17 protein-coding genes and 1 tRNA gene are annotated in these 16,438 nt (G+C 42.2%); 3 read left to right on the plus strand and 15 right to left on the minus strand.

Translation table 11 applies throughout. The annotated features are described in order from the left end of the window. Positions 1-19: 19 nt before the first annotated feature. The 6 genes from A3I9_RS0102295 to A3I9_RS0102320 all read right to left on the minus strand — a co-directional run bounded on the left by A3I9_RS0102295 (position 20) and on the right by A3I9_RS0102320 (position 5,000). The gene (locus A3I9_RS0102295; RefSeq protein WP_018377473.1) at positions 20-328 is read right to left on the minus strand and encodes a bacteriocin immunity protein; all 309 of its coding nucleotides are present in this window, start codon (positions 326-328) and stop codon (positions 20-22) included. 26 nt (positions 329-354) lie between these two features. Then, the gene (locus A3I9_RS0102300) at positions 355-1,068 is read right to left on the minus strand and encodes a TIGR00266 family protein (RefSeq protein ID WP_018377474.1); all 714 of its coding nucleotides are present in this window, start codon (positions 1,066-1,068) and stop codon (positions 355-357) included. 87 nt (positions 1,069-1,155) lie between these two features. Then, a complete protein-coding gene (locus A3I9_RS0102305) occupies positions 1,156-1,650 on the minus strand; it encodes a beta-class carbonic anhydrase (protein WP_018377475.1) in 495 nt (164 codons plus the stop codon). Between the two features lie 173 nt (positions 1,651-1,823). Continuing rightward, a complete protein-coding gene (gene radA, locus A3I9_RS0102310) occupies positions 1,824-3,188 on the minus strand; it encodes a DNA repair protein RadA (protein WP_026217293.1) in 1,365 nt (454 codons plus the stop codon). Between the two features lie 17 nt (positions 3,189-3,205). Beyond that, the gene (locus tag A3I9_RS0102315) at positions 3,206-3,649 is read right to left on the minus strand and encodes a dUTP diphosphatase (protein WP_018377477.1); all 444 of its coding nucleotides are present in this window, start codon (positions 3,647-3,649) and stop codon (positions 3,206-3,208) included. An 82-nt stretch (positions 3,650-3,731) separates the two neighbouring features. Continuing rightward, entirely contained in the window at positions 3,732-5,000 is a 1,269-nt protein-coding gene (locus A3I9_RS0102320; protein ID WP_018377478.1) for a S41 family peptidase, read from the minus strand. Between the two features lie 112 nt (positions 5,001-5,112). Between A3I9_RS0102320 and A3I9_RS12380 the strand changes: the two genes are divergently transcribed. From A3I9_RS12380 to galU, 3 genes are all read left to right on the plus strand, one after another. Further along, a complete protein-coding gene (locus tag A3I9_RS12380; RefSeq protein ID WP_018377479.1) occupies positions 5,113-5,964 on the plus strand; it encodes an Rgg/GadR/MutR family transcriptional regulator in 852 nt (283 codons plus the stop codon). 78 nt (positions 5,965-6,042) lie between these two features. Continuing rightward, positions 6,043-7,059: an NAD(P)H-dependent glycerol-3-phosphate dehydrogenase gene (locus A3I9_RS0102330; RefSeq protein ID WP_018377480.1), complete on the plus strand. Its 1,017-nt coding sequence runs from the start codon at positions 6,043-6,045 to the stop codon at positions 7,057-7,059. Positions 7,060-7,075: 16 nt separating this feature from the next. Then, positions 7,076-7,984 (plus strand): UTP--glucose-1-phosphate uridylyltransferase GalU, encoded by a 909-nt coding sequence (gene galU, locus A3I9_RS0102335; protein ID WP_026217294.1) that lies wholly within the window; start codon positions 7,076-7,078, stop codon positions 7,982-7,984. A gap of 35 nt (positions 7,985-8,019) precedes the next feature. On the opposite strand, the gene A3I9_RS0102340 is transcribed toward galU, so the two are convergent. From A3I9_RS0102340 to A3I9_RS0102380, 9 genes are all read right to left on the minus strand, one after another. After that, complete coding sequence (locus tag A3I9_RS0102340) at positions 8,020-8,697, minus strand: rhomboid family intramembrane serine protease (protein WP_018377482.1); 678 nt, start codon at positions 8,695-8,697, stop codon at positions 8,020-8,022. Further along, positions 8,694-9,218, minus strand: a complete 525-nt coding sequence (locus A3I9_RS0102345) for a 5-formyltetrahydrofolate cyclo-ligase (protein ID WP_026217295.1) — start codon at positions 9,216-9,218, stop codon at positions 8,694-8,696. The genes A3I9_RS0102340 and A3I9_RS0102345 overlap by 4 nt, the downstream gene beginning before the upstream one ends. Before the next feature lie 69 nt (positions 9,219-9,287). Then, positions 9,288-9,360: transfer RNA gene (locus A3I9_RS0102350), tRNA-Thr, on the minus strand. Positions 9,361-9,843: 483 nt separating this feature from the next. Continuing rightward, positions 9,844-10,923: an LPXTG cell wall anchor domain-containing protein gene (locus A3I9_RS0102355; RefSeq protein WP_018377483.1), complete on the minus strand. Its 1,080-nt coding sequence runs from the start codon at positions 10,921-10,923 to the stop codon at positions 9,844-9,846. A 167-nt stretch (positions 10,924-11,090) separates the two neighbouring features. Next, positions 11,091-13,061, minus strand: a complete 1,971-nt coding sequence (tkt, locus tag A3I9_RS0102360; RefSeq protein WP_018377484.1) for a transketolase — start codon at positions 13,059-13,061, stop codon at positions 11,091-11,093. A 112-nt stretch (positions 13,062-13,173) separates the two neighbouring features. After that, entirely contained in the window at positions 13,174-14,235 is a 1,062-nt protein-coding gene (locus tag A3I9_RS0102365) for a zinc-binding dehydrogenase (protein ID WP_018377485.1), read from the minus strand. Between the two features lie 91 nt (positions 14,236-14,326). Next, complete coding sequence (locus tag A3I9_RS0102370; RefSeq protein ID WP_018377486.1) at positions 14,327-15,595, minus strand: PTS galactitol transporter subunit IIC; 1,269 nt, start codon at positions 15,593-15,595, stop codon at positions 14,327-14,329. A 38-nt stretch (positions 15,596-15,633) separates the two neighbouring features. Beyond that, on the minus strand, positions 15,634-15,927 hold the full coding sequence (locus A3I9_RS0102375) for a PTS sugar transporter subunit IIB (RefSeq protein WP_018377487.1): 294 nt from the start codon (positions 15,925-15,927) through the stop codon (positions 15,634-15,636). Between the two features lie 13 nt (positions 15,928-15,940). Next, positions 15,941-16,417, minus strand: a complete 477-nt coding sequence (locus tag A3I9_RS0102380; protein ID WP_018377488.1) for a PTS sugar transporter subunit IIA — start codon at positions 16,415-16,417, stop codon at positions 15,941-15,943. Between the last annotated feature and the right edge of the window lie 21 nt (positions 16,418-16,438).

Raw genomic sequence — 16,438 nt, forward strand, 5'->3', positions numbered from 1 at the left:
GAGTTCTCCTTCTTTACTTTTATGAGGGCCCACCGCCAAATAATCCACCAAGAATCTGGCTCAGTGCAATGTCACTTCGATACCGCTGAGCCGTCTTTTGCACAGCACCAGCTAAATCAGTAATGGTCTTCGGGGCCGTGTATTTATTCGCCATCAAATACCAAGAAAGGCTGTGACTTAATTTGGTAAAAACCAGATTTTCAGGTTCATTTTTCTCCAAATCCGCTTTTGCCGCCAGACAGATTTGGTACAATTCTTCGTCTTTGGCCACTTCTTTGTCTAACAAGGCATTGTATAATAGTTCTACGATATCTTGATCTTTTTTCATCAACTGCCCTCTCTTCTATTATCTGACTAATTGCTACCTGTTACGATATAACGTTGTAATTGACCTGCAAATTGTTGCAAATTCAAACTTTGAATGTAGATTTCTCCATAACCAGAGAAGGTATTGACCACACCTTCACCTGTACCAATAGACTGCATAAAGCCATTTTCAAGGTGAATATCATAGTTAAGGTCACGGCTCCAAGCTACGACGTGCGCATTGTCTATGGTGATACTTTCGCCTTGCAATTCCAGTTTTTTAATAGAACCAAAACTATTGGCAAGAAGAGTCCCTTCTCCTTCAGTTGTCATCACAAAGAGGCCCCCTTGTCCCCCAAAGAAGGCACGACCAAGGCTTTGGCGTTCCATACTATATTGGGCGGAACCATCTAGAGCTAGGAAGGCACCGTCATTGAGGCGATATTGTTTAGCCCCTAGCTCCAAGGCAATCACTTGACCAGGAGTAGATGGAGCAAGAGCCAATTTCCCATCAGCTGCATTAGATACAGCTTCTGTGATAAACATGGACTCGCCTGATACCATCGAACGACCAAGGGCACCCACTAATTTACCTAAGCCCGATCCCTTTCCATTTAATCGTGTATTCAGACTGACGCTTGGCGTATGGTAAACCATACTTCCTTGTTGAATATAGGCTGACTCACCTACTTCAAGAGCGATTTCTACCAGCGGAAACTGCATATTGCTTTCAATTGTGTATTTCATACGGTTATCAGACATAAGAAAACTCCTTTTGTATTAGTTATTTAATACAATTGTATTCCTTTCCGAAAAAGTTGTCAAGAAGAAACATGTTTATTCTGCGTTCTACTGAACTTCTGTCATCAAGCCAGTATCCACATCATAGACCGCACCGCTAATGATGACATCATCAGGAATTAGGGGGGACTGACGTAGCAGTTCCATGTCTTCTTGTACACTTTCTTCTACATCTTTGAAAGGCAGGAAATCCTGTCCTTTGACATCAACACCTAGTTCTTGATGGATATGCTCTGCAAAATCCTCATTAGTGAACGTCTGCGCCCCACAATCCGTATGATGGAGGACGACTATTTCTCGCGTTCCCATCTGTTGTTGTGAAATAACCAAAGAACGAATCACATCCTCTGTCACTCGACCACCTGCATTCCGCAAGATATGGGCATCTCCTAGTGCCAACCCAAGAGCAGGTGCCACATGAAGACGAGAATCCATACAGGTCACAATAGCCACTTGTGTTTTGGGTTTCAAGGGCAGATGGGCAGTTCCATGGAGATCTGCGTAAGCTCGATTGGTCTTTAAAAAACGGTCAAAATAGGACATCACTTTCTTCCTTTCTTCTGTCAAAACAGGGTAGCCTGCGGCATCCAAAATGTTCTAAAAATTTGTTCCATCCTATCATTTTCAACGCATTCTGTCACGCAAAAAGCCTGCCCAAGGCAGACTTTTATGTTTGTTCTTGCTTGATAAAACACCAATTTATCAGCTGGCACATCCTAGCGAAAGACTTGCTGCAAAACCTCTCCCAATGTGGTCACACCTATCACCGTAATACCTTTTGGTAATTGCAATTCTGCCAGAGAGTTTTTAGGGGCATAAACTTTGGTAAAACCAAGTTTTGCTGCCTCGTTTATCCGTTGTTCAATACGGTTGACACGACGAATTTCGCCTGTCAGTCCGATTTCTCCGATAAAACATTCCTGTGGATTGGTTGATTGGTCTTTGTAAGACGAAGCAATGGCTACCGCAACTGCTAGGTCAATGGCTGGTTCATCCAAACGAACACCACCTGCTGATTTGAGGTAGGCATCCTGATTTTGCAAGAGAAGCCCTGCTCGTTTTTCTAGCACTGCCATAATCAAGCTGGCACGGTTAAAGTCCAAACCTGTCGTTGTCCGCTTGGCATTACCAAACATAGTAGGCGTTACAAGGGCCTGTACTTCTGCTAAAATCGGGCGAGTTCCCTCCATGGTGACCACAATGGCAGAGCCTGTCGCCCCATCCAAACGTTCTTCTAAAAAGACCTCGCTTGGATTGGTCACCTCAACTAGACCTTGCGACTGCATTTCAAAAATACCGATTTCATTGGTCGAGCCAAAACGATTTTTGACTGCTCGCAATATGCGGAAGGTGTGCTGACGTTCTCCCTCAAAGTAAAGCACCGTATCAACCATGTGTTCAAGTGTACGAGGACCAGCCAGTGTTCCTTCCTTGGTCATGTGCCCGACGATAAAGGTTGCGATGTTATTGGTCTTAGCAATCTGCATGAGTTCATTGGTCACCTCACGCACCTGGCTAACAGAACCTTGCACACTCGAAATATCAGGACTCATAATAGTCTGGATGGAATCAATGACCAGAAAATCGGGCTTGATTTTTTCAATCTCAGTACGGATAGACTGCATATTGGTTTCTGCGTAAAGATAAAATTCACTGTCAATATTGCCGAGACGCTCCGCACGGAGCTTGATTTGCTGGGCTGATTCTTCCCCAGAAACATAAAGAACTGTTCCAATGGTCGAAAGCTGGGTAGAAACTTGTAAGAGGAGAGTGGATTTTCCAATCCCTGGATCTCCACCAATCAGAACCAGACTTCCTGGTACGACACCGCCCCCAAGAACGCGATTGAACTCTTCCATTTCCGTTTTTGTGCACGCCACTTGAATAGAGGAGACTTCGTTAAGCTTCATGGGGCGCGTCTTTTCACCTGTTAAGGACACGCGCTCATTTTTCACTTCTGCCACTTCAACTTCTTCGACAAAGCTAGACCAAGCCCCACAGTTGGGACAACGTCCCAAGTACTTGGGCGAATGATACTCACAATTCTGACAAACAAAGGTTGATTTTTTCTTAGCGATAATATTTCTCCTTTATACTGTTACTGTCCTGTACTGCCAAAGCCACCTGTCCGCTCGCCAGTCGCTTCATCCCCATCAGCTAGTAAGAAGGGAGCAAAGACAGCCTGCACAATGCGTTCGCCTGCTTCAACGACCACCGTCTCATCTGTAATATTTTTCATCTGGGCAAAGATGTGACCCTCGTTGGCTTCATTGCCATAGTAATCCCCGTCAATCACGCCAACTGAGTTAATCAATACCAAGCCTTTCTTACGAGGATTGGAAGAACGGTCATAGAGATACAATACCTCTGTCGGTTGCATATAGGATTTGACACCTGTTGGAACTAGCTGAATCTCCCCAGGTAAAAGCTCCACACGTTCTGCCGCCTTTAAATCATAACCCGCTGCATGAGCAGTTTCCCGCTTTGGCAATAGCTCCTTATCTGTATAGTTCGTAACTAATTCAAATCCACGAATTTTCATTATCTTCTCCTTCAACAATTTCTTCCATTATAACATGTACCACACCTTTCCGTAAAAATAAAGAAACGGCTCTCCCGTTTCTTTATGCTTCCTTCAATAATTGCAGGGCAACTTCCAAATCCACATCTCGCTCTAAATGCTTAGGTGTCCAAGGAACAAAGACATCCGGCAGCGCTCCCTTGTCTGTCATCCCTTTTCCAGCATCAAGTGCCAGCCAACGTGAGGTTGGATACAAAAGCGAAAAATCACCAAAATCTGCCGTGCAACAATTTGAATAATCCAAGATTCCCAAAGTCGGACGACCAACCACTGTCACCTTAGGCATTTTCTTCATGATATCCACAAAGTTATCCCCAGATGATCCACACATCACATCGGCCAGAAGGATAACACGTTCTGGGCTCTCAACCAAACCTTTTTCACGCGTAAAAATATTTTCTCCATCTTCATCAGCAGCACCGTACACTACATATCCCTTGTCTTGATTGGCTTTCAAATCAACAGACATCACCTCCAGCTGATGCCTTGTCTCCTCAGATACTCTTTCTTCCTGCAAAAATTCATCAAATTGAGCCAGGCGATGCGCAACATTGGTCGGCGTATAGAGAATTTCCATCCCATAGTCCTCATCCTTTAATTCCAACTCATTGAATCCTTTACCAGCTGGAAGGAGGTATTTCAACAATGGAAAATAGAGGGAATCACTCCCACCATGATTGACCCGCACATCAATGATCAAATTTTTAATCGTTGCTAATTTTGGAAAGACCTGCTCATAGAGTTGCCCAATTGCCAACTCATTCGAAAAATCTCCCATTTTCATGTAGTAAGTTTGCTCATCCAAAGCATAGTGTTCAAACAGCGAAGCTGGCGTATCGCTAGGATCAGACAAATGGATAACTACTTTTTCCCCACCACGTGCAACGGTCATATCCTTTAGGTATTTCAACAAACGAGCCCAGTCTAAATAATGACGTTCTGGAGTCTGACTAACAAAGTAGGCACGGTGCTCTTGAAACGTCTCCTCAGTTGACTTCCCAGCCACAGCCACAATTTCATCCCCTTTTCTCAGACCTGTCGCCTCATCTGCCCATTCAACAAAGAGACGCTGCTCAAAGACACGTAAACGAAAACCAAGTGCTTCTGGTTTCTTCGGATGAAAACTCACATGGCTAATCACACCAAAACTCGCCAGATAAGAGCGCATCACATAAAGAAAATCATCGTCAGACATCTCTTCTGAAATCTGTGCACGAAAGAGAGCAGGATTCGCCCCCTGTATATCTTTCTTCGTCGCTGAATCTTCCTTCATCAGCTTTACCACTTGATCAAAGATTTCTAATTTTTCCATCCTTTGTCCCCGCTTTTCATTTTCTCCAGTTTATCATATTCACGTAAGCACCTCTATAATTGTTGCATATATTCAACGCTTTTTGTTACAATAACTACAAAAGGAGGTAGCTATGCATCTAGGTCCTATTTTTAAACACTTACGACTTTCCAAGCACATCTCACTACGTGCTGCCGCTGGTGACAGCTGTTCCCCCTCACTCTTATCTCGTTTTGAGAATGAGCAGACAGATTTAACCAGCCAAAAATTACTCGACGTTTTACAAAACATCCATATCACTTTAGCAGAATTTTCTCATTACATTTATCCTCAACATACATCTGCTATCACCCATATCCGTCGCTTACGAGATGACAATGATATAGAAGGTTTATCCAAATTGTATGCGGAAGAAAGACAACTAGCAGCCCAAGAGGATCAGCCCTATCATGCGATCAACAGCTTAATCATCAAGGTTTACCTTTATTCCTATAATCAAAAAGAACCACTCTCCTCTGACGAACTCGCATTTTTACACGATTGGTTATTTACTTTGGAAACATGGGGTGAGCAAGAAATTGAACTGTTTGCCATTTCCTCGCTCTTTCTGGCACCTCAACTCTACGTCACTTACACACAAGAATTATTAAAAAAAGTTGATTTAGCCAAACTGTATCCACAGAAGCGACATACGTTATTGTTAAATGGCCTTATGCTCTGTGTCGAGCGGGAAGAATATGGTTACGCGACATTTTTTAAAGAACTGATTGAGCAGGATTTCTATTTGGAGCGCGACGCCTATTACCGTATCCTGTATCAATGGACCTGTGGAGCCTGGCAAGCCAAAACAACTGACAAAGTAGCTGGCATCACCAAAATGGAGCAAGCCATTCACATCCTTGAGATGCTAAACTGCCATAGTTCTGCACACTATTATCAAGAAGAAACCAGCAGAGTCAAACGCATGGTCTATTCTAAAAGTTGACTGTCACTTTCTTTTCTATGGTAGGAAAATGAGGACTGTGGTATAATGAAGATAAGTACGATTTGACAAGGAGAAATCATGACAAAACAAACAATCGCTGTCCTTGGACCGGGTTCATGGGGAACAGCTCTCTCACAAGTACTCAATGATAATGGCCACGAAGTTCGCATCTGGGGAAATGTTGCTGAGCAGATTGACGAAATCAATGAACAACATACCAATACCCGTTATTTTAAAGATATTGTATTAGATGAAAAAATCAAGGCCTACAAAGACCTCGGCCAAGCTCTCGACGGAGTAGACGCCGTTCTCTTTGTCGTACCAACCAAGGTGACACGCTTAGTAGCCAAACAAGTCGCTGCTGCCCTTGACCACAAGGTTGTGGTGATGCATGCTTCCAAAGGGTTAGAGCCAGATACACATGAGCGACTATCAACGATTTTAGAAGAAGAAATTCCTGCTGACCTACGTTCTGAAATCGTAGTAGTTTCTGGACCTAGTCACGCAGAAGAAACCATCGTTCGCGACATTACTCTAATTTCAGCTGCATCAAAAGATATGGAGACAGCAACATACGTCCAAAATCTCTTCAGCAATCACTACTTCCGCCTTTACACAAATAACGATGTTATTGGAGTAGAGACAGCAGGGGCTCTTAAAAATATCATCGCTGTTGGAGCAGGAGCTCTTCACGGTCTTGGGTATGGTGACAACGCAAAAGCTGCCATCATTGCACGCGGATTAACCGAAATCACTCGTCTCGGTGTAAAAATGGGCGCCAATCCATTGACTTACAGCGGTTTATCTGGTGTGGGAGATTTGATTGTGACAGGAACATCTATCCACTCACGGAACTGGCGAGCTGGGGATGCACTCGGTCGTGGCGAAAAACTAGAAGATATTGAACGCAATATGGGCATGGTCATCGAAGGGATTTCAACTACGAAGGCTGCCTACGAATTAGCACAAGAACTAGACGTTTACATGCCAATCACTCAAGCCATTTACAGTGTCATCTATCAAGGGGCTAGCATCGAAGAGGCCATTAAAACGATTATGGCAGGTGAATTCCGCCAAGAAAACGAGTGGTCTTAATAAAGGAGAAACTATGATGAAAAAAGTTAGAAAGGCAGTCATTCCAGCTGCTGGTTTAGGAACTCGTTTCCTTCCTGCTACAAAAGCACTCGCAAAAGAAATGCTTCCAATTGTGGATAAACCTACGATTCAATTTATCGTGGAAGAAGCCCTCAAATCAGGAATTGAAGATATTCTTGTCGTCACGGGTAAATCAAAACGGTCCATCGAAGACCACTTCGACTCAAACTTTGAATTGGAATACAATTTAAAAGAAAAAGGAAAACACGACTTATTAAAACTAGTCGATGAAACCACTGGTATTCGTCTCCACTTCATCCGCCAAAGTCACCCACGTGGGCTGGGTGATGCCGTTCTCCAGGCAAAAGCTTTTGTTGGAAACGAGCCTTTTGTTGTCATGTTGGGGGATGATCTCATGGACATTACCTCTCCTGACACTATCCCATTAACCAAACAGCTGATGAACGACTACGAAGCAACACATGCCTCTACCATTGCCGTCATGCCCGTTCCTCATGAAGAAGTATCGTCCTATGGTGTCATTGCACCACAAGGAGAAGGAGTGAATGGCCTTTATAGTGTGGATACCTTTGTGGAAAAACCTGCACCTGAAGATGCACCAAGCGATTTAGCCATTATTGGACGTTACCTTTTAACTCCTGAAATCTTTGGCATCTTAGAAAATCAAGCCCCTGGTGCTGGCAATGAAATTCAATTGACAGATGCCATTGATACACTGAATAAAACACAGCGCGTCTTTGCTCGTGAATTTACAGGAGCACGCTACGATGTCGGTGACAAATTTGGCTTTATGAAAACTTCTATTGACTACGCACTTCAGCATCCACAAGTGAAGGATGATTTGAAGAAATACATTATCCAACTTGGGAAAAAATTAGAAGGTAACACAACACCTTCAGAATAAGAAAAGGGAAATCAGTGTGATTTCCCTTTTCTTATTTAAATTATTCCCAAAGATAGAGCAATCATTCCCAAAATCAATACCATGAAGATGGTACCTGCTAGCCATCGTTGCCAACTAGCAAACATCTGTTTTTCCACAAGAGGCGGCAGGTAAACTGCGGTCAGTACACCACCCACTAATCCACCAATATGCCCAACTATCCCAACACCTGGAGTAAAGAGGTTAAAAATCAAATTGACAACGATGATGGCTTGATAAGATTGCCCAATTTGTCTAAGATAAGGATTGTGACCATAATATCCTACTACTGCCACTGCTGCAAATACACCAAAGATGGATGTTGAAGCCCCTGCTGCTACTACATCTGGTGTCCAAAATAGAGTAAAAACATTCCCCATCATTCCTGACAACAGATAGAGCAAGAGAAATCGCCACGATCCCCAGATACTTTCTGCCAACTGTCCTACCACATAGATTGCAAAAATATTAAATAAAAAATGTTGCCAACCAATGTGAACAAAAATTGGACTAACGAGACGCCATAACTCGGATGGAAAGACTTGTACATAACGACCATACATGCCTCCAAACTCAAAAATCGTTTGACTAGAGGTGGTCGCTCCAAAACGTAGCACCTGCATTAAAAAAAAGACAAGCGTCGTCAGAGCTAGTAATCCCCCTGTCACTGGATATTGCTTGAACTCTTTCATCATTTGCAAATCACCTCCTGCACCGCAATATCATGCTTTTCTTCTAGGAAAGGAGAGTGCTGAAAAGCATAAATCGTACTAACCGTTTTTCCCTTATAATTCTGTAAATATCGGTCATAGAAGCCGCCACCATAACCAATTCGAAAACCACGCTCATTAAATACAAGACCGGGTACATGAATCAAATCAATCTCCACCTTAGAAATTGGTTCGCCAACTGTAGGTTCCCATGTTCCAAATTTACTTTTTCCTAAATGGTTCTCATCATATTCCAAGAACACCATTTCTTCCCGAGACAAAACTTTCGGCACAACAACCCTCTTCCCGTCCGCCAAGGCAGCTCGAATAAGAGGAATTGTATCCACCTCGCCCTCCATTGAGAGATAAGTTGCAATCGTTCGTGCTTCACGATATTCCGGCAGACTCATAAAGGCACGTAATAATTCGGAATCTCGTTCCTGTTTATCAAGCGCGTTTTGCTGTTTCAAGTTCTTCAGACATTTCTGCCGCAAAGCTTGTTTCACTGGCGGCACCTCGCTTTCATCTTTTGTAATCAAAAAGCCCCATTTCAGGGCTTTGTCTGGGCTTTTCCATGCCGATTATAGGGATCGAACCTACGACCTACGCGTTACGAGTGCGTTGCTCTACCAACTGAGCTAAATCGGCTCTACCCAATTATTCTATCACTTTCAAGCCATTTTCTCAAATGAAAAACTTCATTCACATATTTCATGTTTGGTTTATTCTGAACATGAGGATGTTAAAAGAACACATTGAAATTGGGATTTCATATAAGTCTTGACACTCTAGGATAAATGTTTTTACACAAAGCTTCATCCGAATTCAATTATATTCATGATTTATATGGTTATGGCTACCTACTTAGAATTTAGGTTTTCGAGACTCCCCATTCACTATTATATATCTTATTATCACACCTCTATCCATAATTCCTCTGGCGATGAGGATTTCTAATATCAAACTTAAACCAGTCAATTCTTTGACCGTTCCAATTCACTACTCCACTATAAGTCAGTCTTAGGAGCTGCTATTGGGCTCACTGGTGGTGACCCTCAAAGGACTTTTCCCCTCGAATGTACAACAATACCCACTGTACCAAAAACCACCACTAAATTTGTGGTGGAAATATTATTGATGTTTTTGTTGAACAACGAGAATAAAACCAGAGCCTATTATGAGAACAACTACACTTACTATACGCCATAACGGATTGTCGGTAGAACCTGTATTTGGGAGCACTCTATTTTTTGCAGCAGGAGCAGTTATTGCAGTGGTTGGAACGGGTGAATTCTCTTTTTGATAACGCAATACAAAATAACTCTTTCCATCTTGTTCACTAAACTCACTGGAAACATACGTATATCCTGCAATGTCCGGGATACCTGGAACGAAACCATCTTGCCTTGGAGCAATTTCCTCTCCACTATCTTGGTCTATGTATTTGGTATAGTCTGTTAGACGTGGATAGTATTGGTGTCCTGCATATTGGATATAGTCCTCATCGGTTAAATAGGATAAGAGATAAATTTTTTCTCCATTTTCTTCATAAACGAAAGCATTATAAATTTTTGCAGCTCCGAAATGACTAATAAAGACCTGTCCCGCGCGGTCTTCTTGTATTTTCTTTCCAGTCATCCCGTCTATGTAACGCGTCTTGGTAATAGACTGATCTACTTTGTTTATATCATGGTAAATATGGCCAACTGCTTGACCGCTATCTGACCAGGTTAGGGTTGTTGATAAGTAGATATAGCCATCAAATTTGTAAGGAGTCTGGTAACCATCGACACTCTCATGGAGGGTCTTACCGTCAATATCGCTTACAAAAAAGGTTTTGCCAACATAAAGGTTTTGGTGCCGTATCCACTTCATAGCCCGACTGTCATCCTCTAGCAACAACTGCTTAGTGGTTATGGGCTCTGTGGTAACAGGCGAGCTGACGGTTGTAGCACTAGACAACATGGCAGTTGTTGTAGGAGCAACTGTTGAATAATCAGATAAAGTAGGGGTAGGAGCAGCCGTTGTCTTATCGGACGAAACAGTGGTCGTAAGGGTAGTTGTAGGAGAAACTGTAGTCTTACTGGATAACACAGTAGTGGTTGTAGCAGGAACATTACTTTCAGCCTGTACTAAGTGTGAAACCGACATAGCTAAATGTAAGCCTAAGCAAAGGATCAAACTAACGTGAAGCATTTTTGAAGATTTCATTTTACCGACTCCTTATTCTTATTTTTACCTTATTATAGCGCTATTTTTTACAAAACACAAGTATTTATGTCATCTTTTTGTAACCTTTTTGTAATATTTGTTTTCTTTTTGAAACAAAAAATAAAAATCTACGATTGCATTCACACAACCATAGATTTTTATTTTTATTACAAACTATTTACGACTGCAACAACGTTTTCAACTGTGAAGCCATAATTGTCAATGACTGTTTGTGCTGGTGCTGATGCACCGAACTTATCAATTCCGATCACTTTACCATCAAGACCGACATATTTGTACCAGCTTTGAGTAGCAGCCATTTCAATCGCTACACGACGACGAACGGCATTTGGTAGGATTTCTTCTTTGTAAGCTGCGTCTTGTGCATCAAAGAGTTCTGTTGATGGAACGGATACGACACGGACTTTTGTTCCAGCCGCTTCCAATTCTTTGGCAGCTTTGACAGCCAAGTTGACTTCTGAACCTGATGCAATAAGGATGGTATCGAAACCTTCTGCTTCATAAACGACATAAGCACCTTTGGCAACCTTCGCAAAGTCAGTACCTTTTTCTACTGTCAAGTTTTGACGAGTCAGGACAAGGGCTGTTGGCGTTGAAGGGCTGTTGACAGCTAAATGCCAAGCTGCTTGCGTTTCACGCGCATCTGCTGGACGAAGAACGTTCAGGTTAGGCATTGCCCGAAGTCCTGCTAAGTGTTCGATTGGTTCATGAGTTGGACCATCCTCACCAACGGCAATAGAGTCATGAGTAAAGACATAGGTCACTGGAAGTCCTTGAAGGGCTGACAAACGCACTGCTGCTTTCACATAGTCTGAGAAGACGAAGAATGTACCACCGTAAACACGAAGTCCTCCGTGAAGAGCCATTCCGTTCAAGACAGTTCCCATTGCAAACTCACGCACACCAAATTGAATATTGCGGTTGAGTGGATTTGCAGCATCTTGAAGACCGTCTGACTTGATGTAAGTCATGTTTGAATGTGCCAAGTCTGCTGAACCACCGAGGAAGGTTGGTAATTTCTCTGCAATCACATTCAAGGCATCTTGTGAAGAATTACGGGTCGCTTGTGAGAAGCCATCTTCCAATGCTGGGAAGTCTTCTGGCGTAATCGTTACAGGGTCTTTGCCTGCAAGGATAGCAGCTACTTCTGCACCTTCTTCTGGGAATCTCGCTTGATAGTCTGCCACTAATTTTTCCCAAGTAGCATAAGCTGACGCACCACGATCGGCTACATTTGTTTTGAAGTCTGCATATACTTCTTCTGGAATTTCAAATGGTGCATAGTCCCATCCAAGATTTTCACGAGCCCCAGCTGTTTCTTCGTCACCCAATGGCGCACCGTGAACCGCATTTGTACCACCCTTAGTAGGTGCACCATGACCGATAACAGTTTTCACTTCAATCAGAGATGGCTTGCCAGCTTTTTTCGCTGTTTCAACAGCAGCGTAGATAGCATCTACATCTGTTCCATCTTCTACAAGCGCTGTATGCCAACCATAGGCTTCATAACGAGCCCGGACGTTTTCCACAAGAGCATCATCTGTGCTTCCATCCAAACAGATATTGTTTGAATCATAGAGAACGATGAGTTTATCTAATTGTTGAAGTCCGGCATAGGAAGCTGCTTCACCTGATACACCTTCCATGAAGTCCCCATCACCTGCAATCACATAAGTATAGTGGTCGAAGATTGGGAAGCCTTCTTTATTGTATTTTGCAGCGAGAAAACGTTCTGCCTGCGCAAAACCAACCGCTGTTGAAATCCCTTGACCAAGAGGACCAGAGGTCGCATCCACACCTGCTGTATGGCCAAATTCTGGGTGACCTGGTGTCTTAGAGCCCCATTGACGGAAACTCTTGATTTCGTCCATTGATACATCTTCAAAACCTGACAAATGAAGCAAAGCATATAGCAACATAGATCCGTGTCCAGCTGATAAAACAAAACGGTCACGATTGATCCAGTTTGGTACGGCTGGATTGATATGCATTTCTTTCGTAAATAGAGTGTAAGCCATTGGAGCTGCACCCATGACCACACCTGGGTGACCTGATTTTGCTTTATTGATAGCATCAACACCCAAGAAACGAATAGCATTGACTGATAAATTTGACATAGTTTCCTCCTTTTATTCAATACCTTATTATAACATAAAACGCTTACCATTGTCAGTTTTCGGTTAGAAAAACTCCCCATATCTACTTGGACATGGGGAGAAGTAACTACACTTAAAATTCACCTGGATTTGACTCAATAAGAACTTTGTATTCCTTACCACCCATGACAGACTCAAAAGCTGCTCGCCATTCTTCCAATGGAAATTTCTTTGTAATCATCTTGTCAATATTGATGGCTCCGCTATCCAACAAGTGAATGGCGATTGGCCAGTCAAATGGATTTTGTGAACGACTGCCCACGTATTCAATTTCACGTTGAATGATCGAGTTTGTATCTAATTCGACATGATGTTTAGCAAATAGTCCGACCTGAACAAAACGACCACGTTTTTTCATCAATTTTAACACTTGATTGACAGCCGGAACCGCACCTGAGGCATCGTAGGCTTTATCTACTCCATAACCGTCAGTATATTGCATTACAATCGCTTCTAGGTCTTCTGTCAACGTATCAACGACTACGTCTGCACCTAATTCTTTAGCAAAAGCGAGGCGCTCAGCATCTTGAGTAATCCCCGTCATGATGACAAAAGCACCTACATGTTTTGCAATCTGCAACAAGAGCAAGCCGATTGGTCCAGGGCCCATGATGATGATTTTATCATGTAGGGTTAACTGACTCTTTTGGTACATGGCATGCACACAACAAGCCAACGGCTCTGTCATAGCAGCACCTTCATAGCTAAGCGTATCTGGCAAGATATGGACACTTTCTTCACGTGTCATCACATAGTTTGCCATGGAGCCATTTTGTTGTGAACCAATGCCTTTGCGTTTCATAGCAAGATTATACAAACGATCATGAGTATAAATATCAGTACTAGTTTCAAAAGTCGTTTCACTTGTTACGCGATCACCGACTTTTACTTTTGTAACCTTATCACCAACTGCAACCACTTCCCCAGCAAATTCATGACCTAAAACTACTGGTTCTGTTGGATTAATATATTCTCCCTTAAATGTATGAATATCTGAACCACAAATTCCTGTAAAAGCCACTTTAATAAGAACCTTATCATCGGCAATTTTAGGAACATCTAATTCATAAAAGTCCATTTGATCATATCCAGGTGCTGTTTTAAAGACACCCATCATTTTTTCTGGAATTGTCATTTTTATACCTCTTTTTATTCATTAAAACTGATATTCACCTAAAGTTTTCCCTGGTAACAATCAATTTATTACTAGGGAAGTATATTATGGTTTAAAATACTGAATTATATACTTCGGCAAGTTTCAAGAAAATCCAGTTGAGCAAGTTACCACCTGTATCAAAGTTTGAAATTTGTGATGCCCCTTCTGGGAATTCAATGATACCATTCGCCATTTGTGTCATAGCAGGTGCGTAGTCGGTTGCCATCCAAAGTGCAAATGTGATGACGACTGTCAATGTCAATACAGACTGAAGGATATTTCCTTTACGGAATGGCACAACCATTGATGCAAAAAATGGAATCGTAGCCAAGTCTGCAAATGGCAATACACGGTTTCCAGGAAGTATAATTGCGATAAAGAGTGTGATTGGCACCATCAATAAACCTGTTGAAAGAGCAGCTGGAGCACCTGTCGCCAAAGCCGCATCCATACCGAGGTAGATTTCACGATCGCCATAACGTTTTTGAAGCATATCACGAGCAGCTTCTTGAATTGGAATCAGACCTTCCATCAAGATTTTAACCATACGTGGAAGCAAGAACATGATACCTGCCATTGTCATTGAGGTTTGAAGAATACCTGTGATATCGTATCCAGCAAGGATTGCAAGAAGAGCACCGATAAGGAAGCCCATAATCATTGGTTCACCAAATACACCAAAATGTTTTTGGATTGTTTCTGGGTCTGCATCAATATCTTTGATGAATGGGATTTTCCCAATCAACCAACCAACTGGAATACCGATAAGGGCATAACCTTGGGCAGAACCAGTTGAAATAGAAACACCTTCCAAGCCATAATAGTCTTGAATTACTGGAGCAGTTTTATCCGCCACAATTTGAACGATAATAGTGTAGATAACACCACAGAAGATACCAAAGAAGAAATTACCTGTTACAACATAACCCGTCGCTGCTGCTGCGCTCATGTGCCAGTAGTTCCAGATATCAATGTTGAGTGTTTTTGTCCAGTTCAAAGCAAGCATCACCAAGTTTACTACCAAGATAACTGGAATCATTACAGCAGCAATTGGTTGCGCCCAAGTTGCTGCTGATACAGCTGGCCAACCAGCATCAATGATGGTCAAATCAAGCCCCATACGCTCTACCATCGCTTGTGCAGCTGGTCCAACACTATCACCAAGAAGGCCGGTTACCAAACCGATACCAATCATACCAATACCAACTGTCATCCCTGATACAATAGCATCTTTCACCTTCACTCGGAATACGAGTGCTAAAACGAAAATGATAATTGGAAGAACTACACTAGAGCCCATTCCTAGAATAGTCTGAACGATATTATTTAATGCATCCATTGACTGATCTCCTTTTTTAAAAATATTGTTTCCTAAATTTATTTCGCTTGAATTTTAGCAACTTCTTCTAAAATCTGTGCTTCAACTCTATCTTGACCAATACCTGTCAAGAAAGCCATTGCTTTTACAGCTGGGATACGGTATTCAGTTGGGAGCATCGTTGTTGTAATCAACAAATCTGCTTGATCCTGTTTTGCTGCCGCTTCAGCAATCTTAATTTGAATAAATTGTGCATCGATATTGTTCCGTTTGAACAAATCTTCAATTTTTTTCATTACAACTGTAGAAGTTGCAATCCCTGCGCCACATGCTACGAGTACTCTGACTGCCATAACATTTCTCCTTTTATAAATTATTTTTGTTTACGATAGTAATGACATCATCTGACGATGTCGCCGCTAAGATTTCCTTCAATAATTCTTCATTCTGAAGGAGTCCCATCAATGATTGGAGCATTTCCAATTGAGCATGAGGTTGATTTAAACCAAGGACAAAGACCAATCTTGCCAGCACTGTCACATTGATATCTTCCATGCTTTGAAAAGCTACTGGTTCACGATTGACCACTACTGCTACGAATTCCTCTAGGACACATTCAGCGTCAGTATGAGGAATTGCTACTCCTAAATTCTCCAATTGAATACCTGTCGGGAAGGTTGCTTCACGTTCCTTTACACGTGTTAAGAAATCCTCACGAACCCGACCTTCTACCAAAGCAACGTCATAAACAGCTTGAAAAAGCTCACCGCTATTGGCATACTGGTCTTGGGTAAAGATTAATTTATCTGTAAGATAATTGGACAATTTAATAGATTCTGACATAATAATCTCCTTTCTGTTTCA

It is taken from the genome of Streptococcus ovis DSM 16829 (genome assembly GCF_000380125.1).
In the GTDB taxonomy this organism is placed as follows: domain Bacteria; phylum Bacillota; class Bacilli; order Lactobacillales; family Streptococcaceae; genus Streptococcus; species Streptococcus ovis.